The sequence below is a fragment of the Pseudomonas sp. 300 genome (assembly GCF_055803035.1).
Map to the genome: position 1 here is coordinate 515558 of NZ_JAVLRV010000002.1, position 16508 is coordinate 532065.

The window sequence follows — 16508 nt, forward strand, 5'->3', positions numbered from 1 at the left end:
AGTTGTGTTTTGCTGGCCGGAGGCGCCCACGTATCGTGCCGCACATGGATAAATGGATTGAATTGGTCAAGGCCAAGATGAGTGAACTCAAAGTCACTCAAGAAATACTCGCCGACCGCCTGGGGATGTCCCAGGGCGGCGTCGGTCATTGGCTGAACAAACGTCGCCAACCCGGCATCGATGACATGAACCGCGTGTTGCACGCACTGGGCATGGAGTTTCTCGAGGTGGCGCTGGTGATCCGGGAGCCGGACACCCAGAAGGAGGAGAGCCAGGATCTGGTGCGAAAGTACAACCCGTACTTTCGTTACCCGGTCAGCGACTGGCGCGAATCCTGCGAGGTGCGCGACGGCGAGCCGACGGTCTATGACAAGGCGCGATTCGAACTGACCGACTACCACGCTCAGGGCGCGGCATTCTGGTTGACCGTGGTGGGTGATGCGATGACAGCACCGAGCGGCGTCAGTATCGCCGAGGGCATGATGATCCTGGTGGACCCGGCCATTGTGCCGGAGCCCGGAAAACTGGTGATCGCCCAATGGCCGGACAGCACTGAAGCGACGTTCCGCAAACTGATCGAAGAGGGCGGGCAGCGTTACCTGGTCCCGCTCAATCCGACGTACCCGAAAGCCCTTTACACCAACGCCTGCCGAATCATCGGCGTAGTGGTTCAGGCAACGGCCAGGTTCTGATCAGATCGGTCCTCGCAAGGCGTAGGACCGATCCTGATTTCATGCTTCTTCCAGTTCGACCAACGCACTGCCTTCGCTGACCATCTCGCCTTCCTGGCAATACAGCGCCTTGATCACCCCGGCGTGTGGCGCACGAATGCTGTGCTCCATCTTCATTGCTTCCAGCACCACCAGTTGCGCCCCGGCTTCGACCGTTTGTCCGGCCTCCACCAGCACCCGCACGATGCTGCCGTTCATGGGCGCAGTGAGTCCGCCCTGATGGCTGTGACTGGCTTCGACCGCACTGATCGGGTCGTAGGCCTCGATGCGGCGCAACTCACCTTCCCATTGCAGATACACCACGTCGCCGCGACGGATTGCCCGATGCTGGCGGCGCACACCGTTGTGTTCGGTCAGCAGTTGCTCGGCCGAGAGCTGCGCCGACCGGGTAGCGCCCAACGTCAGTGCGCGGTCCTGGCCTTCGCAGCTCAGGTGCAGGGTGATTTCTTTTGGCAATCCGGCACGGAACCCATTGCCGATGCCCCAAGGCGAACTCGTGTCATCAGCGCGGGTTCTGACCGGTTGGCTTTGGGTAAACGCCTGCGCCGCGGCTTGCCAGAACTCATCGCTGAGCGGCGAGGGCTCTGGCAGCAGTTGCTCCTGATAACGCAGAATGAACCCGGTATCCAGTTCGGCCGCCGCAAACGCCGGATGACCGACGATTCGACGCAGGAAGTTGATATTGGTCTTGAGCCCGCCAATCGCGAACTCATCGAGCATGCTCAACAAACGCAGGCGCGCCTGCTCGCGGTCTTCGCCCCAGGCAATCAACTTGCCGAGCATGGGGTCGTAGAACGGCGAAACCTCATCACCTTCTTCAACACCGCTGTCGACCCGACGACCCGGACCGTCAGCCGATTCACGGTACAATTCCAGACGCCCGGTGGCCGGCAGGAAATCATTGCCCGGGTCTTCGGCATACAGCCGCACTTCAATTGCATGCCCGATCAACGGCACCTGATCCTGAGTCATTGGTAGCGCTTCGCCACGTGCCACGCGAATCTGCCAGGCAACCAGATCGAGACCGGTGATGGCTTCGGTGACCGGGTGTTCGACCTGCAGGCGCGTGTTCATCTCCATGAAGAAGAACTCACCGCGCGCATCCAGCAGGAATTCCACGGTGCCGGCGCCGACATAGCCGATGGCCTGCGCCGAACGCACGGCGGCTTCGCCCATGGCGCGGCGCAGTTCCGGGCTCAAGCCCGGTGCGGGGGCTTCTTCGACGACCTTCTGGTGCCGACGCTGAATCGAGCAGTCCCGCTCGTTGAGGTACAGGCAGTTGCCATGCTGGTCAGCGAAGATCTGGATTTCCACGTGGCGCGGCTTCAGCAAATACTTTTCGACCAGCATCCGCGAATCGCCGAACGAGGACTGCGCCTCACGCTGAGCCGAGGCCAGGGCTTCGGCCAGTTGGCTGACGTCCTCGACCACTTTCATGCCTTTGCCGCCACCGCCCGCCGTTGCCTTGAGCAACACCGGATAACCGATGCGTTCGCACGCGTCGCGGAAGGTATCGAGGTCCTGAGCTTCGCCGTGATAACCGGGCACCAGTGGCACGCCAGCGGTTTCCATCAAGGCTTTGGCGGCGGATTTGCTGCCCATGGCATCGATGGCCGAGGCAGGGGGGCCGAGGAAGATCAGGCCCGCCGCTTCGATCGCACGGGCGAATCCGGCGTTCTCCGACAAAAACCCATAACCCGGATGAATCGCCTGTGCGCCGCTGGCCTTGGCGGCGGCGATCAGTTTGTCGATTTGCAGGTAACTGTCGGCGGCTTTGCTGCCGCCGAGGTCAACGCGGATGTCCGCTTCGCGGCTGTGCCGGGCTTCGCGGTCAGTGGCACTGTGCACGGCGACGGTGGTCAGGCCCAGGGCCTTGGCGGTGCGCATGACCCGGCAAGCGATTTCGCCACGGTTGGCCACCAGCAGAGAGGTAATGACAGGTGCGCTCATCAACGCGGCTCCTTGGGGGTGGTTTCGGCCTGCCAGCTCGGCGGACGTTTTTGCAGAAAGGCGCGCAGGCCTTCCTGGCCTTCGGGGCTGACGCGGATTCGTGCGATGGCATTTTCGGTGTAGCGACGCAGGGCCGGGGTCAACGCACCGTTACCCACTTCACGCAGCAAGTCCTTGCTGACGCGCATGGCTGCCGGGCTGTTGAGCAGCAGGTTGTCGATCCATTGCTCAACGTTCTGTTCCAGCTCATTGATCGGGAAGCTCTCCGACAACAAACCGATTTCCCGAGCGCGCTGTCCACCGAAGCGCTCGGCGGTCAGGGCATAACGACGTGCCGCGCGTTCGCCTATGGCTTGCACCACGAACGGGCTGATCACCGCCGGTGCCAGGCCGATGCGCACTTCCGACAGGCAGAATTGGGCGTCGTCGGCGCCAATCGCCATGTCGCAGCAACTGATCAGACCCAGCGCGCCGCCGAACGCCGCGCCTTGCACCACGGCCAGCGTCGGGATTTTCAGCTTGGCCAGGTTGTACATCAACTCCGCCAGTTCCCGGGCGTCGTCCAGATTGGTGTGGTAATCGAGTTCGGCTGATTGCTGCATCCAGGCCAGGTCGGCGCCGGCGCTGAAATGCTTGCCGCGTCCACGCACCAGCAAGAAACGCAAGCTGGCATCGCCCGAGACCTTGTCCAGCGCGAGGATCAGTTCGCGGATCATTTCGGCGTTGAACGCGTTGTTCTTTTCTTCCCGGCTCAGCCACAGGGTGGCGAAACCGCGCGGGTCGGTCTGCAGTTCGAGGGTGTTGAAGTCGCTCATGAGGTTCTCCCGATCACATCCGGAACACGCCGAAGCGGCTCGGTTCGATTGGCGCGTTCAGCGACGCGGACAAGGCCAGGGCCAATACATCGCGGGTCTGCGCGGGGTCAATGACGCCGTCGTCCCACAGCCTTGCACTGGAGTAGTAAGGGTGGCCCTGTTCTTCGTATTGATCGAGGATCGGTTGCTTGATTTCGGCTTCCTGTTCGGCGCTGAAACCCTGGCCACTGCGCTCGGCTTGCTCGCGCTTGACCTGCACCAGAACCCCCGCGGCTTGCTCGGCGCCCATCACGCCAATCCGCGCATTCGGCCACATCCACAGGAAGCGTGGATCGTAAGCGCGACCGCACATCCCGTAGTTACCGGCGCCGAAGCTGCCGCCGATGATCACGGTGAATTTCGGCACCTTGGCGCACGCCACGGCAGTCACCAGCTTTGCACCGTGCTTGGCGATGCCGCCGGCCTCGTATTTCTGGCCGACCATGAAGCCGGTGATGTTTTGCAGGAACAACAGCGGAATGCCGCGCTGACAGGCCAGTTCGATGAAGTGCGCGCCTTTCTGTGCAGCCTCGGCGAAGAGGATGCCGTTGTTGGCAAGGATCGCGATCGGGTAACCGTGCAGGTGGGCAAATCCGCACACCAGCGTAGTCCCGAACAGCGCCTTGAATTCGTCGAACACCGAACCGTCCACCAGCCGCGCAATCACTTCGCGTACGTCGAACGGCTGCTTGGCGTCGGCCGACACCACGCCATACAACTCGTCACTGCTGTAGAGCGGGGCGATGGGCGTGCGTTGTTGCAGTTCGCCGAGTTTGCGCCAGTTGAGGTTGGCGATGCTGCGTCGGGCAATGGCCAAGGCGTGTTCATCGCTCTCGGCATAATGGTCGGCGACTCCGGAAATCTTGCAGTGCACGTCGGCGCCGCCCAGATCTTCGGCGCTGACCACTTCACCGGTCGCGGCTTTAACCAACGGCGGACCGGCAAGGAAAATCGTCGCCTGCTCTCGCACCATGATCGCTTCGTCGGCCATCGCCGGCACGTAAGCGCCACCGGCGGTGCACGAGCCCATGACCACCGCAATCTGCGGAATGCCCATGGCGCTCATGTTGGCCTGGTTGAAGAAGATCCGCCCGAAATGCTCGCGGTCCGGGAACACTTCATCCTGACGCGGCAGGTTGGCGCCGCCGGAATCCACCAGATAAATGCACGGCAAGCGATTTTGCTGAGCGATGGTCTGGGCGCGCAGGTGTTTTTTCACGGTCAGCGGGTAATACGAGCCGCCTTTCACCGTGGCATCGTTGGCCACGATCATGCACTCGACGCCTTCGACTCGGCCGATCCCGGCAATCACGCCAGCGGCGGGCACGTCTTCACCGTACACCCCGTAGGCCGCCAGTTGGCTGATCTCAAGGAACGGCGAGCCTGGATCGAGCAGGCGATTGATCCGCTCGCGCGGTAGCAGTTTGCCCCGCGAGGTGTGGCGTTCTTGCGCCTTCGGGCCGCCACCTTGCTGCACTTGCGCGAGCAGGGTGTGCAGCGCGTCGACCTGAGTGAGCATCGCCGCGCTGTTGGCGGCGAACTCCGCCGAACGGGGGTTGAGCTGGGTATGCAGGATAGCCATGGACAGCTCCGTTTAGCGGGTTTCGTTGAACAGTTCGCGACCGATCAGCATGCGACGGATCTCACTGGTGCCGGCGCCGATTTCGTACAACTTGGCGTCACGCAGCAGACGACCGGCCGGGAATTCATTGATGTACCCGTTGCCGCCGAGAATCTGGATCGCGTCGAGGGCCATTTGCGTGGCGCGCTCGGCGCTGTAGAGGATCACGCCGGCGGCGTCCTTGCGCGTGGTTTCGCCGCGCTCGCAGGCCTGAGCAACGGCATAAAGGTAGGCGCGGCTGGCGTTGAGTTGGGTGTACATGTCGGCGACTTTGCCCTGGATCAGTTGGAACTCGCCGATGCTCTGGCCGAACTGCTTGCGATCGTGAATGTACGGAACGATCAGGTCCATGCAGGCTTGCATGATCCCGGTCGGGCCGCCGGACAGGACAACGCGCTCGTAGTCGAGGCCGCTCATCAGCACTTTCACGCCACCGTTGAGTACGCCGAGGATGTTTTCTTCCGGCACTTCGACGTCATCGAAGAACAGCTCGCAGGTGTTCGAGCCGCGCATGCCGAGCTTGTCGAACTTGTTGCTGCGGCTGAAGCCTTTCCAGTCGCGTTCGACGATAAATGCGGTGATGCCGTGCGGGCCTTTTTCCAGGTCGGTCTTGGCGTAGATCACGTAGGTGTTGGCGTCGGGGCCGTTGGTGATCCAGGTTTTGCTGCCGTTGAGCACGTAGTGATCGCCGCGTTTATCGGCACGCAGTTTCATGGACACCACGTCGGAACCGGCGTTCGGTTCGCTCATGGCCAGGGCGCCGATGTGCTCGCCGCTGATCAGCTTTGGCAGGTATTTGCTTTTCTGTTCGTGATTGCCGTTGCGGTTGATCTGGTTCACGCAGAGGTTGGAGTGCGCGCCGTAAGACAAGGCGACCGACGCCGAGCCACGGCTGATTTCTTCCATGATCACCACGTGCGCCAGGTAACCCAGGCCGGCACCACCGTATTCTTCCGGCACGGTCACGCCGAGCAGGCCCATGTCGCCGAACTTGCGCCACAGGTCGGCGGGGAACAGGTTGTCGATGTCGATCTGAGCGGCGCGCGGGGCGATCTCTTTGGCGACGAAGGACTGAACCTGATCGCGCAGCATGTCGATGGTTTCACCGAGGGCAAAGTTCAGGGATGGGTAGCTCATGGGGCACCTTTTGGCTTTTTTATAGGGCGGGGAGGGTTGTGATTTGACTCTCACCTTTACGTTAACGTAAGCCTGTGACGAATGGCTGTCAATCACCCTTTACGTTAACGTCAACTTGAGCGAGAGTAGAGCCGTTCTTACAGACTCGCGACGGTCACCCTGTGGCAGCGAGCCTGCTCGCGAAAGCGTCAGATCAGTCGACATCATTGTTGAATCTACCGACCTCTTCGCAAGCAGGCTCGCTCCCACAAGTTAGCGTCGGCAACCCATTAATAAAGACAATAGGGGTCGTCATGGATCAACCCAGTGCAAGCCCGCAGCGCAGCTATACCCGTGGTTCTCAGGACAAAGCCTTGTTGGCGATGACCATCGGTCAGGCATTTGATAACACCGTCGCGCGTTATCCGACGGGCGAGGCGCTGGTCGTGCGCCATCAACAGTTGCGCTACACCTGGCAGCAACTCTCCGACGCCGTGGACCTGCATGCCCGGGCGCTGCTCGCGTTGGGGTTGCAGGCCGGTGACCGGCTCGGCATCTGGGCGCCGAATTGCGCGCAGTGGTGCATCAGCCAGTTCGCCAGCGCGAAGATCGGCGTGATCCTGGTCAACATCAACCCGGCGTATCGCAGCTCTGAACTCGAGTACGTGTTGAAGCAGTCGGGCTGCCAATGGCTGGTCTGCGCGGGCTCTTTCAAGACCTCTAACTATCACGGCATGTTACAAGGGCTGGTGCCTGAATTGGCGGAGCAATCCATCGGTCAGTTGCAGAGCGAACGTCTGTCTGACTTGCGCGGCGTGATCAGTCTGGATGCGCAGCCGCCCTCGGGTTTCCTGCCGTGGTCGCAGTTGACTGATCTGGCTGGCAGCGTGTCTGTCGAGCAGTTGCGCGAGCGTCAGGACAGCCTGCACTTCGACCAGGCCGTGAACATCCAGTACACCTCTGGCACCACCGGTTTTCCGAAGGGCGCGACCCTCAGCCACTACAACATTCTCAACAACGGTTACATGGTGGGCGAAAGTCTCGGCCTGACCGCCGATGATCGGCTGGTGATCCCGGTGCCGCTGTATCACTGTTTCGGCATGGTCATGGGCAACCTCGGCTGCATCACCCACGGCAGCACCATGATTTACCCCAATGACGCTTTCGATCCGTTGTTGACCCTGACCACCGTCGCCGAAGAAAAGGCCACCGCGCTCTATGGTGTGCCGACCATGTTCATTGCCATGCTCGATCAACCACAACGTGCGGAATTCGATCTGTCGAGCCTGCGTACCGGGATCATGGCCGGCGCGACCTGTCCGATCGAAGTGATGCGCCGGGTGATCAGCGAAATGCACATGAACGAAGTGCAGATTGCCTACGGCATGACGGAAACAAGTCCGGTGTCGTTGCAGACCGGTCCTTCAGACGAGCTGGAATTGCGCGTCACCACGGTCGGCCGCACCCAGCCGCAACTTGAAAGCAAAATCATCGACGAAGCGGGCAATCTGGTGCCGCGTGGCACCATCGGCGAGCTCTGCACTCGCGGCTACAGCGTGATGCTCGGCTACTGGAACAACCCGCAAGGCACTGCCGAAGCTATCGATCAGGCCGGTTGGATGCACACCGGTGATTTGGCGAGCATGAACGATGAAGGCTACGTGTGCATTGCCGGACGCAACAAGGACATGATCATCCGTGGTGGTGAGAATATTTACCCGCGGGAGCTGGAAGAGTTCTTCTTTACCCACCCGGCGGTGGCGGACGTGCAAGTGATCGGCATCCCTTGTTCGCGTTATGGCGAAGAGATCGTTGCCTGGATCAAATTCCACCCCGGGCACAGTGCCACCGAACAAGAGCTGCAAACCTGGTGCAAGGAGCGCATCGCGCACTTCAAGACGCCGCGTTACTTCAAGTTCGTCGAGGAGTTTCCGATGACGGTCACCGGCAAGATCCAGAAATTCCGGATGCGCGAGATCAGCATCGAGGAGTTGAGCGGAAAACAGGTCTGACAATTTTCCCTTGTGGGAGCCAGCCTGCTGGCGATAGCGGAGTGTCTGTCAACATTCATTTGTCTGGACCACCGCAATCGCCAGCAGGCTGGCTCCCACAGGGGCGGTGGTGAAAACCTGAATCGCAGAAAGCACAAAGGGGAGCCGAAGCTCCCCTTTAATTTTGTCGTTGCGCGTGCTCTTTTTTTATTATTGAGGGGCGGTCTGTTTTTGTTTTTAGTAACCGTGACCCTTTACCGCTGTTTTTGTCGATCCCCATCCGGGATCAAGAGCAAACGTATTTTTTTGAGCGCTGATCTACTTTTTCGCTAAGCGATCCAACCAGTTCGGGAGCTACCTGAAGGTAGTTTTATTGTTCTCTGCCCGGTTGCGGGTTACTCCGAAAAGCACCCTGAAAAGCACACCTTCTCCAAAAAAATCTGTTAGCTGCGTCTCTGCCGTGTTGTTCTTGTTATGTCAGAGTCGTTACGTCTTATTTTTATTGGTTTGCTGCTTTTTATTCTTGTTATGCCATAGAGATAGCAGAAGCCGTGCCAACTTTTAAAAAACCTTTAAAATCAATGACTTGAGTTTTATGTAAGATTTTTCGCTCAGCTAAACCCCTACAATTTGTTTCCGTGTTACTCGTTTGTCCCCCACGTTTCGGACGGGGCGGTAACACCTGGACACATCAGTGCGCTCACTGCGCGCTGCGAGCCTTGGCCACGCGCGAACCGGTTGGGCGCCCCAGCACCGTGCAAATCTGCTGACCAGCCAAAATCAAGGCGTCCAGGTCGATACCCGTTTCGATTCCGAGGCCATTGAGCAGGTAAACCACGTCTTCGGTGGCGACGTTACCGCTGGCGCCTTTGGCGTAGGGGCAGCCGCCGAGGCCGGCGATGGAACTGTCAAACACCGAAATCCCTTCGAGCAGGCTGGCGTAGATGTTGGCCATAGCCTGGCCGTAGGTGTCGTGGAAGTGCCCGGCCAGTTTTTCCCGCGGCACGTCGGCCGCGACCACTTCGAACATCTTGCGCGTGGCGCCCGCGGTGCCGGTGCCGATGGTGTCACCCAGCGAGACTTCGTAGCAGCCCATGGCATAGAGCTCGCGGGCGACCCGGGCAACTTGCTCGGGTTTGACGTGACCTTCATAAGGGCAGCCCAGCACACAGGACACGTAACCGCGCACGCTGACGCCGTGCTGTTTGGCGGCTTCCATGATTGGGACAAAACGCGCCAGGCTTTCGCTGATCGAGCAATTGATGTTGCGCTGGGAAAACGCTTCGGACGCTGCCGCGAACACCGCGACTTCCGTTACCCCGGCAGCGATCGCATCTTCAAACCCGCGCAGGTTGGGGGCGAGCGCGCCATAGGTCACGCCCGGTTTGCGCTGGATTTGCGCGAAGACCTCGGCGGATCCGGCCATTTGCGGCACCCATTTGGGCGAAACGAAACTGCCGACTTCTATATAGCCGAGACCCGCGGCCGTGAGTGCATCGACCAGTTGCACCTTGTCGGCAACGCTGATGGGTTGGGCTTCGTTTTGCAGACCGTCGCGGGGGCCGACTTCGACCAGGCGTACGTGGGAAGGAAGGGACATGGGAATCGACCTGTGCTGATTGTCTGAATGTGGTGATAACCCTGTGGGAGCGAGCTTGCTCGCGATTGCGGTAGCACCTTCAACACAAATGTCGACTGACCTCACGCCATCGCGAGCAAGCCTGCTCCTACAGGACCGGCTGGCTTTTCATCGTCTGTTCCAGCGCCTGGGTGCAGCGCTCTTGTGCGGTGTCCAGTTCCAGTTTCATCTGCTCGATGTCGAGCATCTGCTGCTCCAGCTGTTCGCGGCGCTCGGCGATTTTGTTCAGCATGGTTTGCAGCTGTTTCTGATTGCCGCCGGTGGGGTCGTAGAGTTCGATCAGCTCGCGACATTCGGCAAGTGAGAAACCAATGCGCTTGCCCCGCAGGATCAGTTTCAGGCTGACCTTGTCACGGGGCGAATAAATGCGTTCCTGGCCGCGTCGCTCGGGGCTGAGCAGGCCTTGCTCCTCATAGAAGCGAATGGCCCGCGTGGTGATGTCGAGCTCGCGGGCGAGGTCGGAAATGCTATAGGTCTGGCTGCTCATGGAAGCGCTCGAAAAAGATCATGGCGCTAAGCTAATGGCAGGTTGACGTTTACGTCAAGGGGCTTGGTTCTGAGGTGTTCTGGCGGGCCTCATCGCGAGCAGGCTCGCTCCCACATTTAATCGCATTCTTTCTGAAGGAACTCGTTTGAATGTGGGAGCGAGACCGGCTTGCCGGTGAAGGGACCACCTCGGTCCAACGTCCTACACCTTATCGAGCTTCTTCTCATGCGCCGTCACCTGCTGGCACAACTCGATCATCTGCTCGCGCATCCAGCGGTTGGCCGGGTCCTGGTCGGTGCTTTCGTGCCAGTAAAGGTGGGTTTCCACCGGCGGTACATCGTTGACCGGCAGGTTCACCGAATACAAATCATGACGACGGGCGAAGCGCTCAGGCACGGTCATGACCATGTCGGTCTGCTGCAACACCTGCGACGCCATCAGGTAATGCTGGGAGCGCAGGGCAATCTTGCGCTGGATGCCCATCTTGCCCAGGGCCAGGTCGACATGGCCCAGACCGCTGCGGCGGCTGGAAATATGGATGTGCGTAAGCGACAGGTAGTCATCGAGGGTGAACTTTTCCTTGGTCGCCAGCGGATGGCCCTTGCGCATGGCGCACACGTAACGGTCTTCCATCAACTTGACGTGACGCACTTGCGGGTCGGTATTGAGCGGCGCGTCCACCGCAAAATCGAGTCGCCCGGCCGCCAATTCCTTGGTGGTCTCGCGGCGCTTGGACAGAAAGCTTTCGATGATCACTGTCGGTGCCAGGCGGCGCAGGCGCTGGAACAAGGGCGGCAGGATCACCGCTTCGGTGAGGTCGGTCATGCTGATGCGATACGTCTTGACCGCCTGCAACGGGTTGAAGATGCGGCTTTCCTGCACCGACACCCGCAGCAGCGAGAGGGCGTTGCGCACCGGGCCGATGATGTTTTGCGCCATCGGCGTCGGCACCATGCCCTGGGCTGTACGAACGAAGAGCGGATCGTTGAACGTCTCGCGCAGGCGGGCCAGAGCGTTCGAAACAGCCGGTTGAGTAATGCCGACAATTTGTCCGGCGCGGGTCAGGTTGGCTTCGGTGTAGATCGCGTCGAAGACGATGAAAAGGTTGAGGTCGACCTTGCTCAGATTCATTGCGCTGCACTCTTATTGTTGGTTCTCAATCAGCCGATCATATATCGGTGATGAATGTTAATACACGCCGAGAATAGGCTAGGTAAATTTTCGTAGCTGTTCTAGCATCGATTGCATGACCTAAACAACCTCCCCCCAGAAGGTAGCTGCTCATGGATTTCGCTTATTCGCCCAAGGTGCAAGAACTGCGTGAGCGCGTGACCGCGTTCATGGACACCTACGTTTATCCCGCCGAAGCCGTGTTCGAGCGCCAGGTTGCCGAGGGTGACCGCTGGCAGCCGACTGCGATCATGGAAGAACTGAAACTCAAGGCCAAGGCTGAAGGCTTGTGGAATTTGTTTCTGCCTGAGTCCGAACTCGGCGCTGGCCTGACCAACCTCGAATACGCGCCATTGGCAGAGATCATGGGGCGCTCGCTGCTGGGGCCTGAGCCGTTCAACTGCTCGGCGCCCGACACCGGCAACATGGAAGTGCTGGTGCGCTACGCCAACGAAGAACAGAAACAACGCTGGCTCGAACCGCTGCTGCGCGGCGAGATCCGCTCGGCGTTCGCCATGACTGAGCCGGACGTGGCTTCCTCCGACGCGACCAACATGGCCGCCCGCGCCGTGCGTGACGGTGATGAGTGGGTGATCAACGGCAAAAAGTGGTGGACCTCGGGTGCTTGTGATCCACGCTGCAAAATCCTGATTTTCATGGGCCTGAGCAATCCCGATGCGCCGCGCCACGCCCAGCACTCGATGATTCTGGTGCCGGTGGATGCCCCAGGCGTGAAGATCGTCCGTCCGCTGCCGGTGTTCGGTTATGACGACGCACCACACGGTCACGCTGAAGTGTTGTTCGAAAACGTCCGGGTGCCGTACGAAAACGTTCTGTTGGGCGAAGGACGCGGCTTTGAAATCGCTCAGGGTCGCCTTGGCCCGGGCCGGATTCACCACTGCATGCGTTCGATCGGCATGGCCGAGCGTGCACTGGAGCTGATGTGCAAACGTGCGGTAAACCGCACCGCGTTCGGCAAACCGTTGGCACGTCTGGGCGGCAACATCGACAAGATCGCCGACTCGCGGATGGAAATCGACATGGCGCGCCTGCTGACCTTGAAAGCGGCGTACATGATGGACACCGTCGGCAATAAAGTGGCGAAGAGCGAAATCGCGCAGATCAAGGTGGTGGCACCGAACGTGGCCCTGCGGGTCATCGACCGGGCGATCCAGATCCATGGCGGGGCAGGGGTTTCCAACGATTTCCCGCTGGCCTACATGTATGCGATGCAGCGCACGCTACGTCTGGCCGACGGCCCGGACGAAGTGCACCGCGCGGCCATCGGCAAGTTCGAGATCGGCAAGTATGTGCCTAAAGAAATGATGCGCAGCAGTCATTAAGGCCGCTTTATCGCGGGCCTGTGGCAGGCCCGCGATAGCATCATCCTTCTATGGAGGGCAGCCCGAAAAAGGCTCTTGCACACTCGGTGCTGTGAGCCGCCAGGTCTTCCTCGCTTTCCCCCCGATGCAACGCCACTTCCCGCAACACTTCAGTCAGATACGCCGGTTCGTTGCGACCATTTTTCGGCTTGGGCCGCAAACTGCGCGGCAGCAGATACGGCGCATCACTCTCCAGCATCAACCGCCCGCGTTTGATTTCTTTCACCAACGGATGCAAATGCGTGCCCCGTCGCTCATCACAAATCCAGCCGGTGATCCCGATGTGCAAGTCCAGGTCGAGGTAACTGAACAGCGCCTTCTTTTCGCCGGTGAAGCAATGCACCACGGCGGCGGGCAATTGATCTCGATAATCCCGAAGAATTTCCAGAAGACGCTGACTGGCGTCGCGCTCGTGGAGGAAAACCGGCAGTTGCAGCTCGATCGCCATCTCCAGGTGTTGTTCGAGAACTTTTTCCTGTTGCGGACGCGGCGAGAAATCACGATTGAAATCCAGCCCGCATTCACCCACCGCCACGACGTTCGGCTCTCTGAGCAAGCTGCGCAGACGCTGGGCGCTGTCGGCGTTCCAGTCGCTGGCTGCGTGAGGGTGGATGCCAGCGGTGGCGAACAGCCGTTGCGCCGTCTCATCCAGTTGCTGGCACAGCTCCAGCGCCTGTTCGCTGCCTTCGACACTGGTGCCGGTGAGCACCAATTGGCAGACGCCGGCGGCATAGGCGCGGTCAAGTACAGCCTGGTGTTTGTCGGCAAAACTGGGGTTGGTCAGGTTGACGCCGATATCGATGAGTTGCATGGTGCTACCTCGGACCAAAGGCCGGAAAGCATATCAGAGCTGTAGATTTATAAGAAAAGCCAAGAACTACAACGAGTTAAAGCTGTCTTTTGATGCCGCGAGACAAGCTGGGGGTGGTCGTCGTGCCATCACTGTGCCAGTCTTTCGCACTTTGCCAGCGCTCAAGCGCTCTGTTTCTGTCGTTCGATTTCAGCCGTTTTGTTGAAATCGGCCCAGTATTCTTTCCGGAGAGTGGATGACACGTCCCTCGATTTTGTTACTGCTGTGTGGTTCGTTGCTGCTGCCGATGCCGGCGGTTGCGCGGCTGGCCGGCCCGCTGCAAGCCGTACCGGCGGCCAAGGTGCGCGATCTGCAGGAAATCCGCAGCAGCCGTGTCCTGAAGGTGTTGGTCAACCAGAGCCGCAACAGCTCCGGCGAAGTCCAGGGCCAGGCCATCGGCGTCGAATATCATCGCCTGCGCGCCTTCGAGCAATACCTCAACGGTCACGCCCGTGACGGTCAGGAAGTGACGCTCAAGATCATTCCAAAAGCCAAGGATCAACTGCTCGGCGCGTTGCAGCGCGGGGAGGGTGATCTGGTTGCGCCGGGCGAGTTGCTTGATCTGCAACCGGGCTATGCCGTCAGCACCAGCGAGCCGATTGCCAGCAATATTCCTCTGGTCCTGGTCGGAATCAAGGGCGAGAAACGCTACACGCGCCTCGAACAGCTTTCCGGTAAAACCCTGGCGTTACCCACCGGCAGTGCCGCCGGGGACGCGATCAGTCAGATCAATCAAAAGCTTGCCCTGCACAAACTGGCACCGGTGAAGGTCGACTGGGTCGATCCGAGTCTGGCGGTCGAAGATGTGCTGGAAATGGTTCAGGGCGGGATCTTTCACCTGACCATCGTCGAGCAGCCGATTGCCGAGCGCTGGGGCAAGATCCTGCCTAAGTTGCGCTTCGATCGGCAGGTGCTGATCAGCGAGCCGGGGGAAGAGTTCTGGTTCGTGCGCCGCGACGCGTCGATGCTGCGGGCGAGCATCGATCGCTTCCTGATCGGGTATAAAAAGCCTTCGGATCAGGATGCCGCGTTCCTGCGGATCTACCGTCGCCTGTATCAAGTGCACTATCCATTGGCCAAGGCTGATCGCCAGCGACTGGAAAAACTTCGGCCGGTGTTGCAGAAACACGCCGATGCCCAAGGCATGGACTGGCTGAATCTGGCGGCATTGGCGTTCAAGGAGTCCGCGCTGCAACCCCGCGCGCGAAGCGGCGGTGGTCCCACAGGCCTGATGCAGATCACTCCGTCCGCAGCGCAACGGGTCGGGGTCAACAACATTCAGGACCTCGATGCCAATGTTCAGGCCGGAGCCAAATATCTGGCGATGATCCGCCGCAAGTTTTTTGCCAGCCCCAAACTCAACGAGCGTGAGCGCATGGCGTTTGTGTTGGCGGCCTACAACATTGGGCCGGAGCGGGTTCAGGGCATGCGCGCCGAGGCGCGTCGGCGTGGCTTGAACCCTAATCAATGGTTCTTCCAGGTCGAGCGCATTGCCATGGAACAGGTGGGAATGGGGCCCGTCAGCTATGTTAATAGCGTGAACAAGTATTACTTGGCGTTCGATCGGGAGCGGGAGTCGTTGGAGCCCCAGGGGCAGAAAATTGCCTCACGGAAATGATCGAATAAACTGATTGTTATGGCGGAATAATTGCGCTTTTATCATTTGATTTAGTGATTAATATAGCGGCCAACCAACACACAAACACACAATGGATGACACAGCATGAGCTCACTGATCAACAAGGTACTGTTTACCCGCGCTGGCTACGGCCTGACTGTCCTGCGGATCTTCGTCGGCATCATCTTTGCTGCCCACGGCTCACAGAAACTTTTCGGCGCCTTCGGTGGATACGGTCTGGCGGGCACCGCGCAGTACATGGAAAGCATCGGTCTGGCACCGGGTTACCTGATGGCTACATTGGCCGGTGGTACCGAGTTCTTCGCTGGTCTGGCCTTGATCATCGGTTTGCTGGTCCGCCCGGCGGCACTCGGTCTGACGTTCCTGTCGCTGGTCGCCATCTTCAGCGTGCATATCAGTCACGGTCTGTTCATGGCCAACAACGGTTATGAATTCGCCCTGGCCCTGCTGGGTGGCAGCATCGCAGTGCTGATCGAAGGCGCCGGCAAGCTGTCGGTCGACCGCGCCATCGCTGGCTGACCGCTCTGGCTCAACGAAAAGGCCCGCATCGCGCGGGCCTTTTTTGTTGCTCGGGATTCTTGACACTGCCGTGTCGGCTTCTCTAGGATGCTGCTCATGCGCCGATTTAAACAGCTACTTGCGGGGCGCCAGGTGACTCATCCAGTTACCGATAGAAGCTTGAAACAGGCTTCGAAATACCGCTAAAGCGCTGGTTCGGTGTTGCCTCTCACCTGCCATGCAGACTTTTGAGGCAGAGACACGACACGATGAATGCACTAAGCCCCGTTGTACGCCCCGCGCCGATCACGGCACATCTGACCCAGCGCAATCCAAAAATCCTGCTTGGCGGCAAACATCAGCCGACGCTCCTGCGTTACCTCGATGGTTGGCCACGTCGCACCGGTGGGCCCGCAGCGTTCCTGATCCAGTTTGTCGAAGACGGTGAATCGCTGGCGCGCTTTGCCAGCGACAGTTTCGATCTGGCGGTGATTCAGTCGCCCGCCCTGGAAGACGCGCCCGAGATGATCAAGCAACTGACCCGCGTCGCCCGACAAGGGCTGATCACCCGCCGTTAAGG

Annotated in this window: 14 protein-coding genes; 6 read left to right on the plus strand and 8 right to left on the minus strand. The window is 59.8% G+C overall.

What is annotated here, in order from left to right; translation table 11 throughout:
* Positions 1-44 precede the first annotated feature (44 nt).
* Complete coding sequence (locus tag Q7W83_RS08560; protein WP_150631035.1) at positions 45-692, plus strand: LexA family protein; 648 nt, start codon at positions 45-47, stop codon at positions 690-692.
* Positions 693-731: 39 nt separating this feature from the next.
* On the opposite strand, the gene Q7W83_RS08565 is transcribed toward Q7W83_RS08560, so the two are convergent.
* Genes Q7W83_RS08565 through Q7W83_RS08580 form a run of 4 tightly spaced genes read right to left on the minus strand, consistent with a single transcriptional unit; the run spans position 732 to position 6293 of the window.
* Positions 732-2681 carry an acetyl/propionyl/methylcrotonyl-CoA carboxylase subunit alpha gene (locus Q7W83_RS08565; RefSeq protein ID WP_150653079.1) on the minus strand — a complete coding sequence of 650 codons (1950 nt, stop codon included), beginning with the start codon at positions 2679-2681 and terminating at the stop codon, positions 732-734.
* Positions 2681-3496 carry a gamma-carboxygeranoyl-CoA hydratase gene (locus Q7W83_RS08570; RefSeq protein ID WP_150631037.1) on the minus strand — a complete coding sequence of 272 codons (816 nt, stop codon included), beginning with the start codon at positions 3494-3496 and terminating at the stop codon, positions 2681-2683. Before Q7W83_RS08570 ends, Q7W83_RS08565 begins: the two co-directional genes overlap by 1 nt.
* Before the next feature lie 13 nt (positions 3497-3509).
* On the minus strand, positions 3510-5117 hold the full coding sequence (locus tag Q7W83_RS08575) for a carboxyl transferase domain-containing protein (protein WP_150631038.1): 1608 nt from the start codon (positions 5115-5117) through the stop codon (positions 3510-3512).
* A 12-nt stretch (positions 5118-5129) separates the two neighbouring features.
* Entirely contained in the window at positions 5130-6293 is a 1164-nt protein-coding gene (locus Q7W83_RS08580) for an isovaleryl-CoA dehydrogenase (protein WP_017339825.1), read from the minus strand.
* Between the two features lie 293 nt (positions 6294-6586).
* On the opposite strand from Q7W83_RS08580, the gene Q7W83_RS08585 reads away from it, so the two are divergent.
* Positions 6587-8284, plus strand: coding sequence for an AMP-binding protein (locus tag Q7W83_RS08585; protein ID WP_150653080.1), 1698 nt, complete (start codon positions 6587-6589; stop codon positions 8282-8284).
* Positions 8285-8963: 679 nt separating this feature from the next.
* Here the strand turns inward: Q7W83_RS08585 and Q7W83_RS08590 are convergent.
* From Q7W83_RS08590 to Q7W83_RS08600, 3 genes are all read right to left on the minus strand, one after another.
* The gene (locus Q7W83_RS08590) at positions 8964-9863 is read right to left on the minus strand and encodes a hydroxymethylglutaryl-CoA lyase (protein ID WP_150631040.1); all 900 of its coding nucleotides are present in this window, start codon (positions 9861-9863) and stop codon (positions 8964-8966) included.
* A gap of 127 nt (positions 9864-9990) precedes the next feature.
* Positions 9991-10389: a MerR family transcriptional regulator gene (locus Q7W83_RS08595; protein WP_150631041.1), complete on the minus strand. Its 399-nt coding sequence runs from the start codon at positions 10387-10389 to the stop codon at positions 9991-9993.
* A 201-nt stretch (positions 10390-10590) separates the two neighbouring features.
* Positions 10591-11520 carry a LysR family transcriptional regulator gene (locus Q7W83_RS08600; RefSeq protein WP_008031887.1) on the minus strand — a complete coding sequence of 310 codons (930 nt, stop codon included), beginning with the start codon at positions 11518-11520 and terminating at the stop codon, positions 10591-10593.
* Between the two features lie 152 nt (positions 11521-11672).
* On the opposite strand from Q7W83_RS08600, the gene Q7W83_RS08605 reads away from it, so the two are divergent.
* The gene (locus tag Q7W83_RS08605; RefSeq protein WP_017339821.1) at positions 11673-12902 is read left to right on the plus strand and encodes an acyl-CoA dehydrogenase; all 1230 of its coding nucleotides are present in this window, start codon (positions 11673-11675) and stop codon (positions 12900-12902) included.
* A 40-nt stretch (positions 12903-12942) separates the two neighbouring features.
* Here Q7W83_RS08605 and Q7W83_RS08610 read toward each other — a convergent pair whose 3' ends face one another.
* Entirely contained in the window at positions 12943-13752 is an 810-nt protein-coding gene (locus Q7W83_RS08610; RefSeq protein WP_150631042.1) for a TatD family hydrolase, read from the minus strand.
* A 235-nt stretch (positions 13753-13987) separates the two neighbouring features.
* On the opposite strand from Q7W83_RS08610, the gene Q7W83_RS08615 reads away from it, so the two are divergent.
* From Q7W83_RS08615 to Q7W83_RS08625, 3 genes are all read left to right on the plus strand, one after another.
* Positions 13988-15409, plus strand: a complete 1422-nt coding sequence (locus tag Q7W83_RS08615) for an MltF family protein (protein ID WP_473655895.1) — start codon at positions 13988-13990, stop codon at positions 15407-15409.
* A 105-nt stretch (positions 15410-15514) separates the two neighbouring features.
* Positions 15515-15949, plus strand: coding sequence for a DoxX family protein (locus Q7W83_RS08620; protein WP_150631044.1), 435 nt, complete (start codon positions 15515-15517; stop codon positions 15947-15949).
* 248 nt (positions 15950-16197) lie between these two features.
* On the plus strand, positions 16198-16506 hold the full coding sequence (locus Q7W83_RS08625; protein ID WP_150631045.1) for a class I SAM-dependent methyltransferase: 309 nt from the start codon (positions 16198-16200) through the stop codon (positions 16504-16506).
* Positions 16507-16508: the final 2 nt, after the last annotated feature.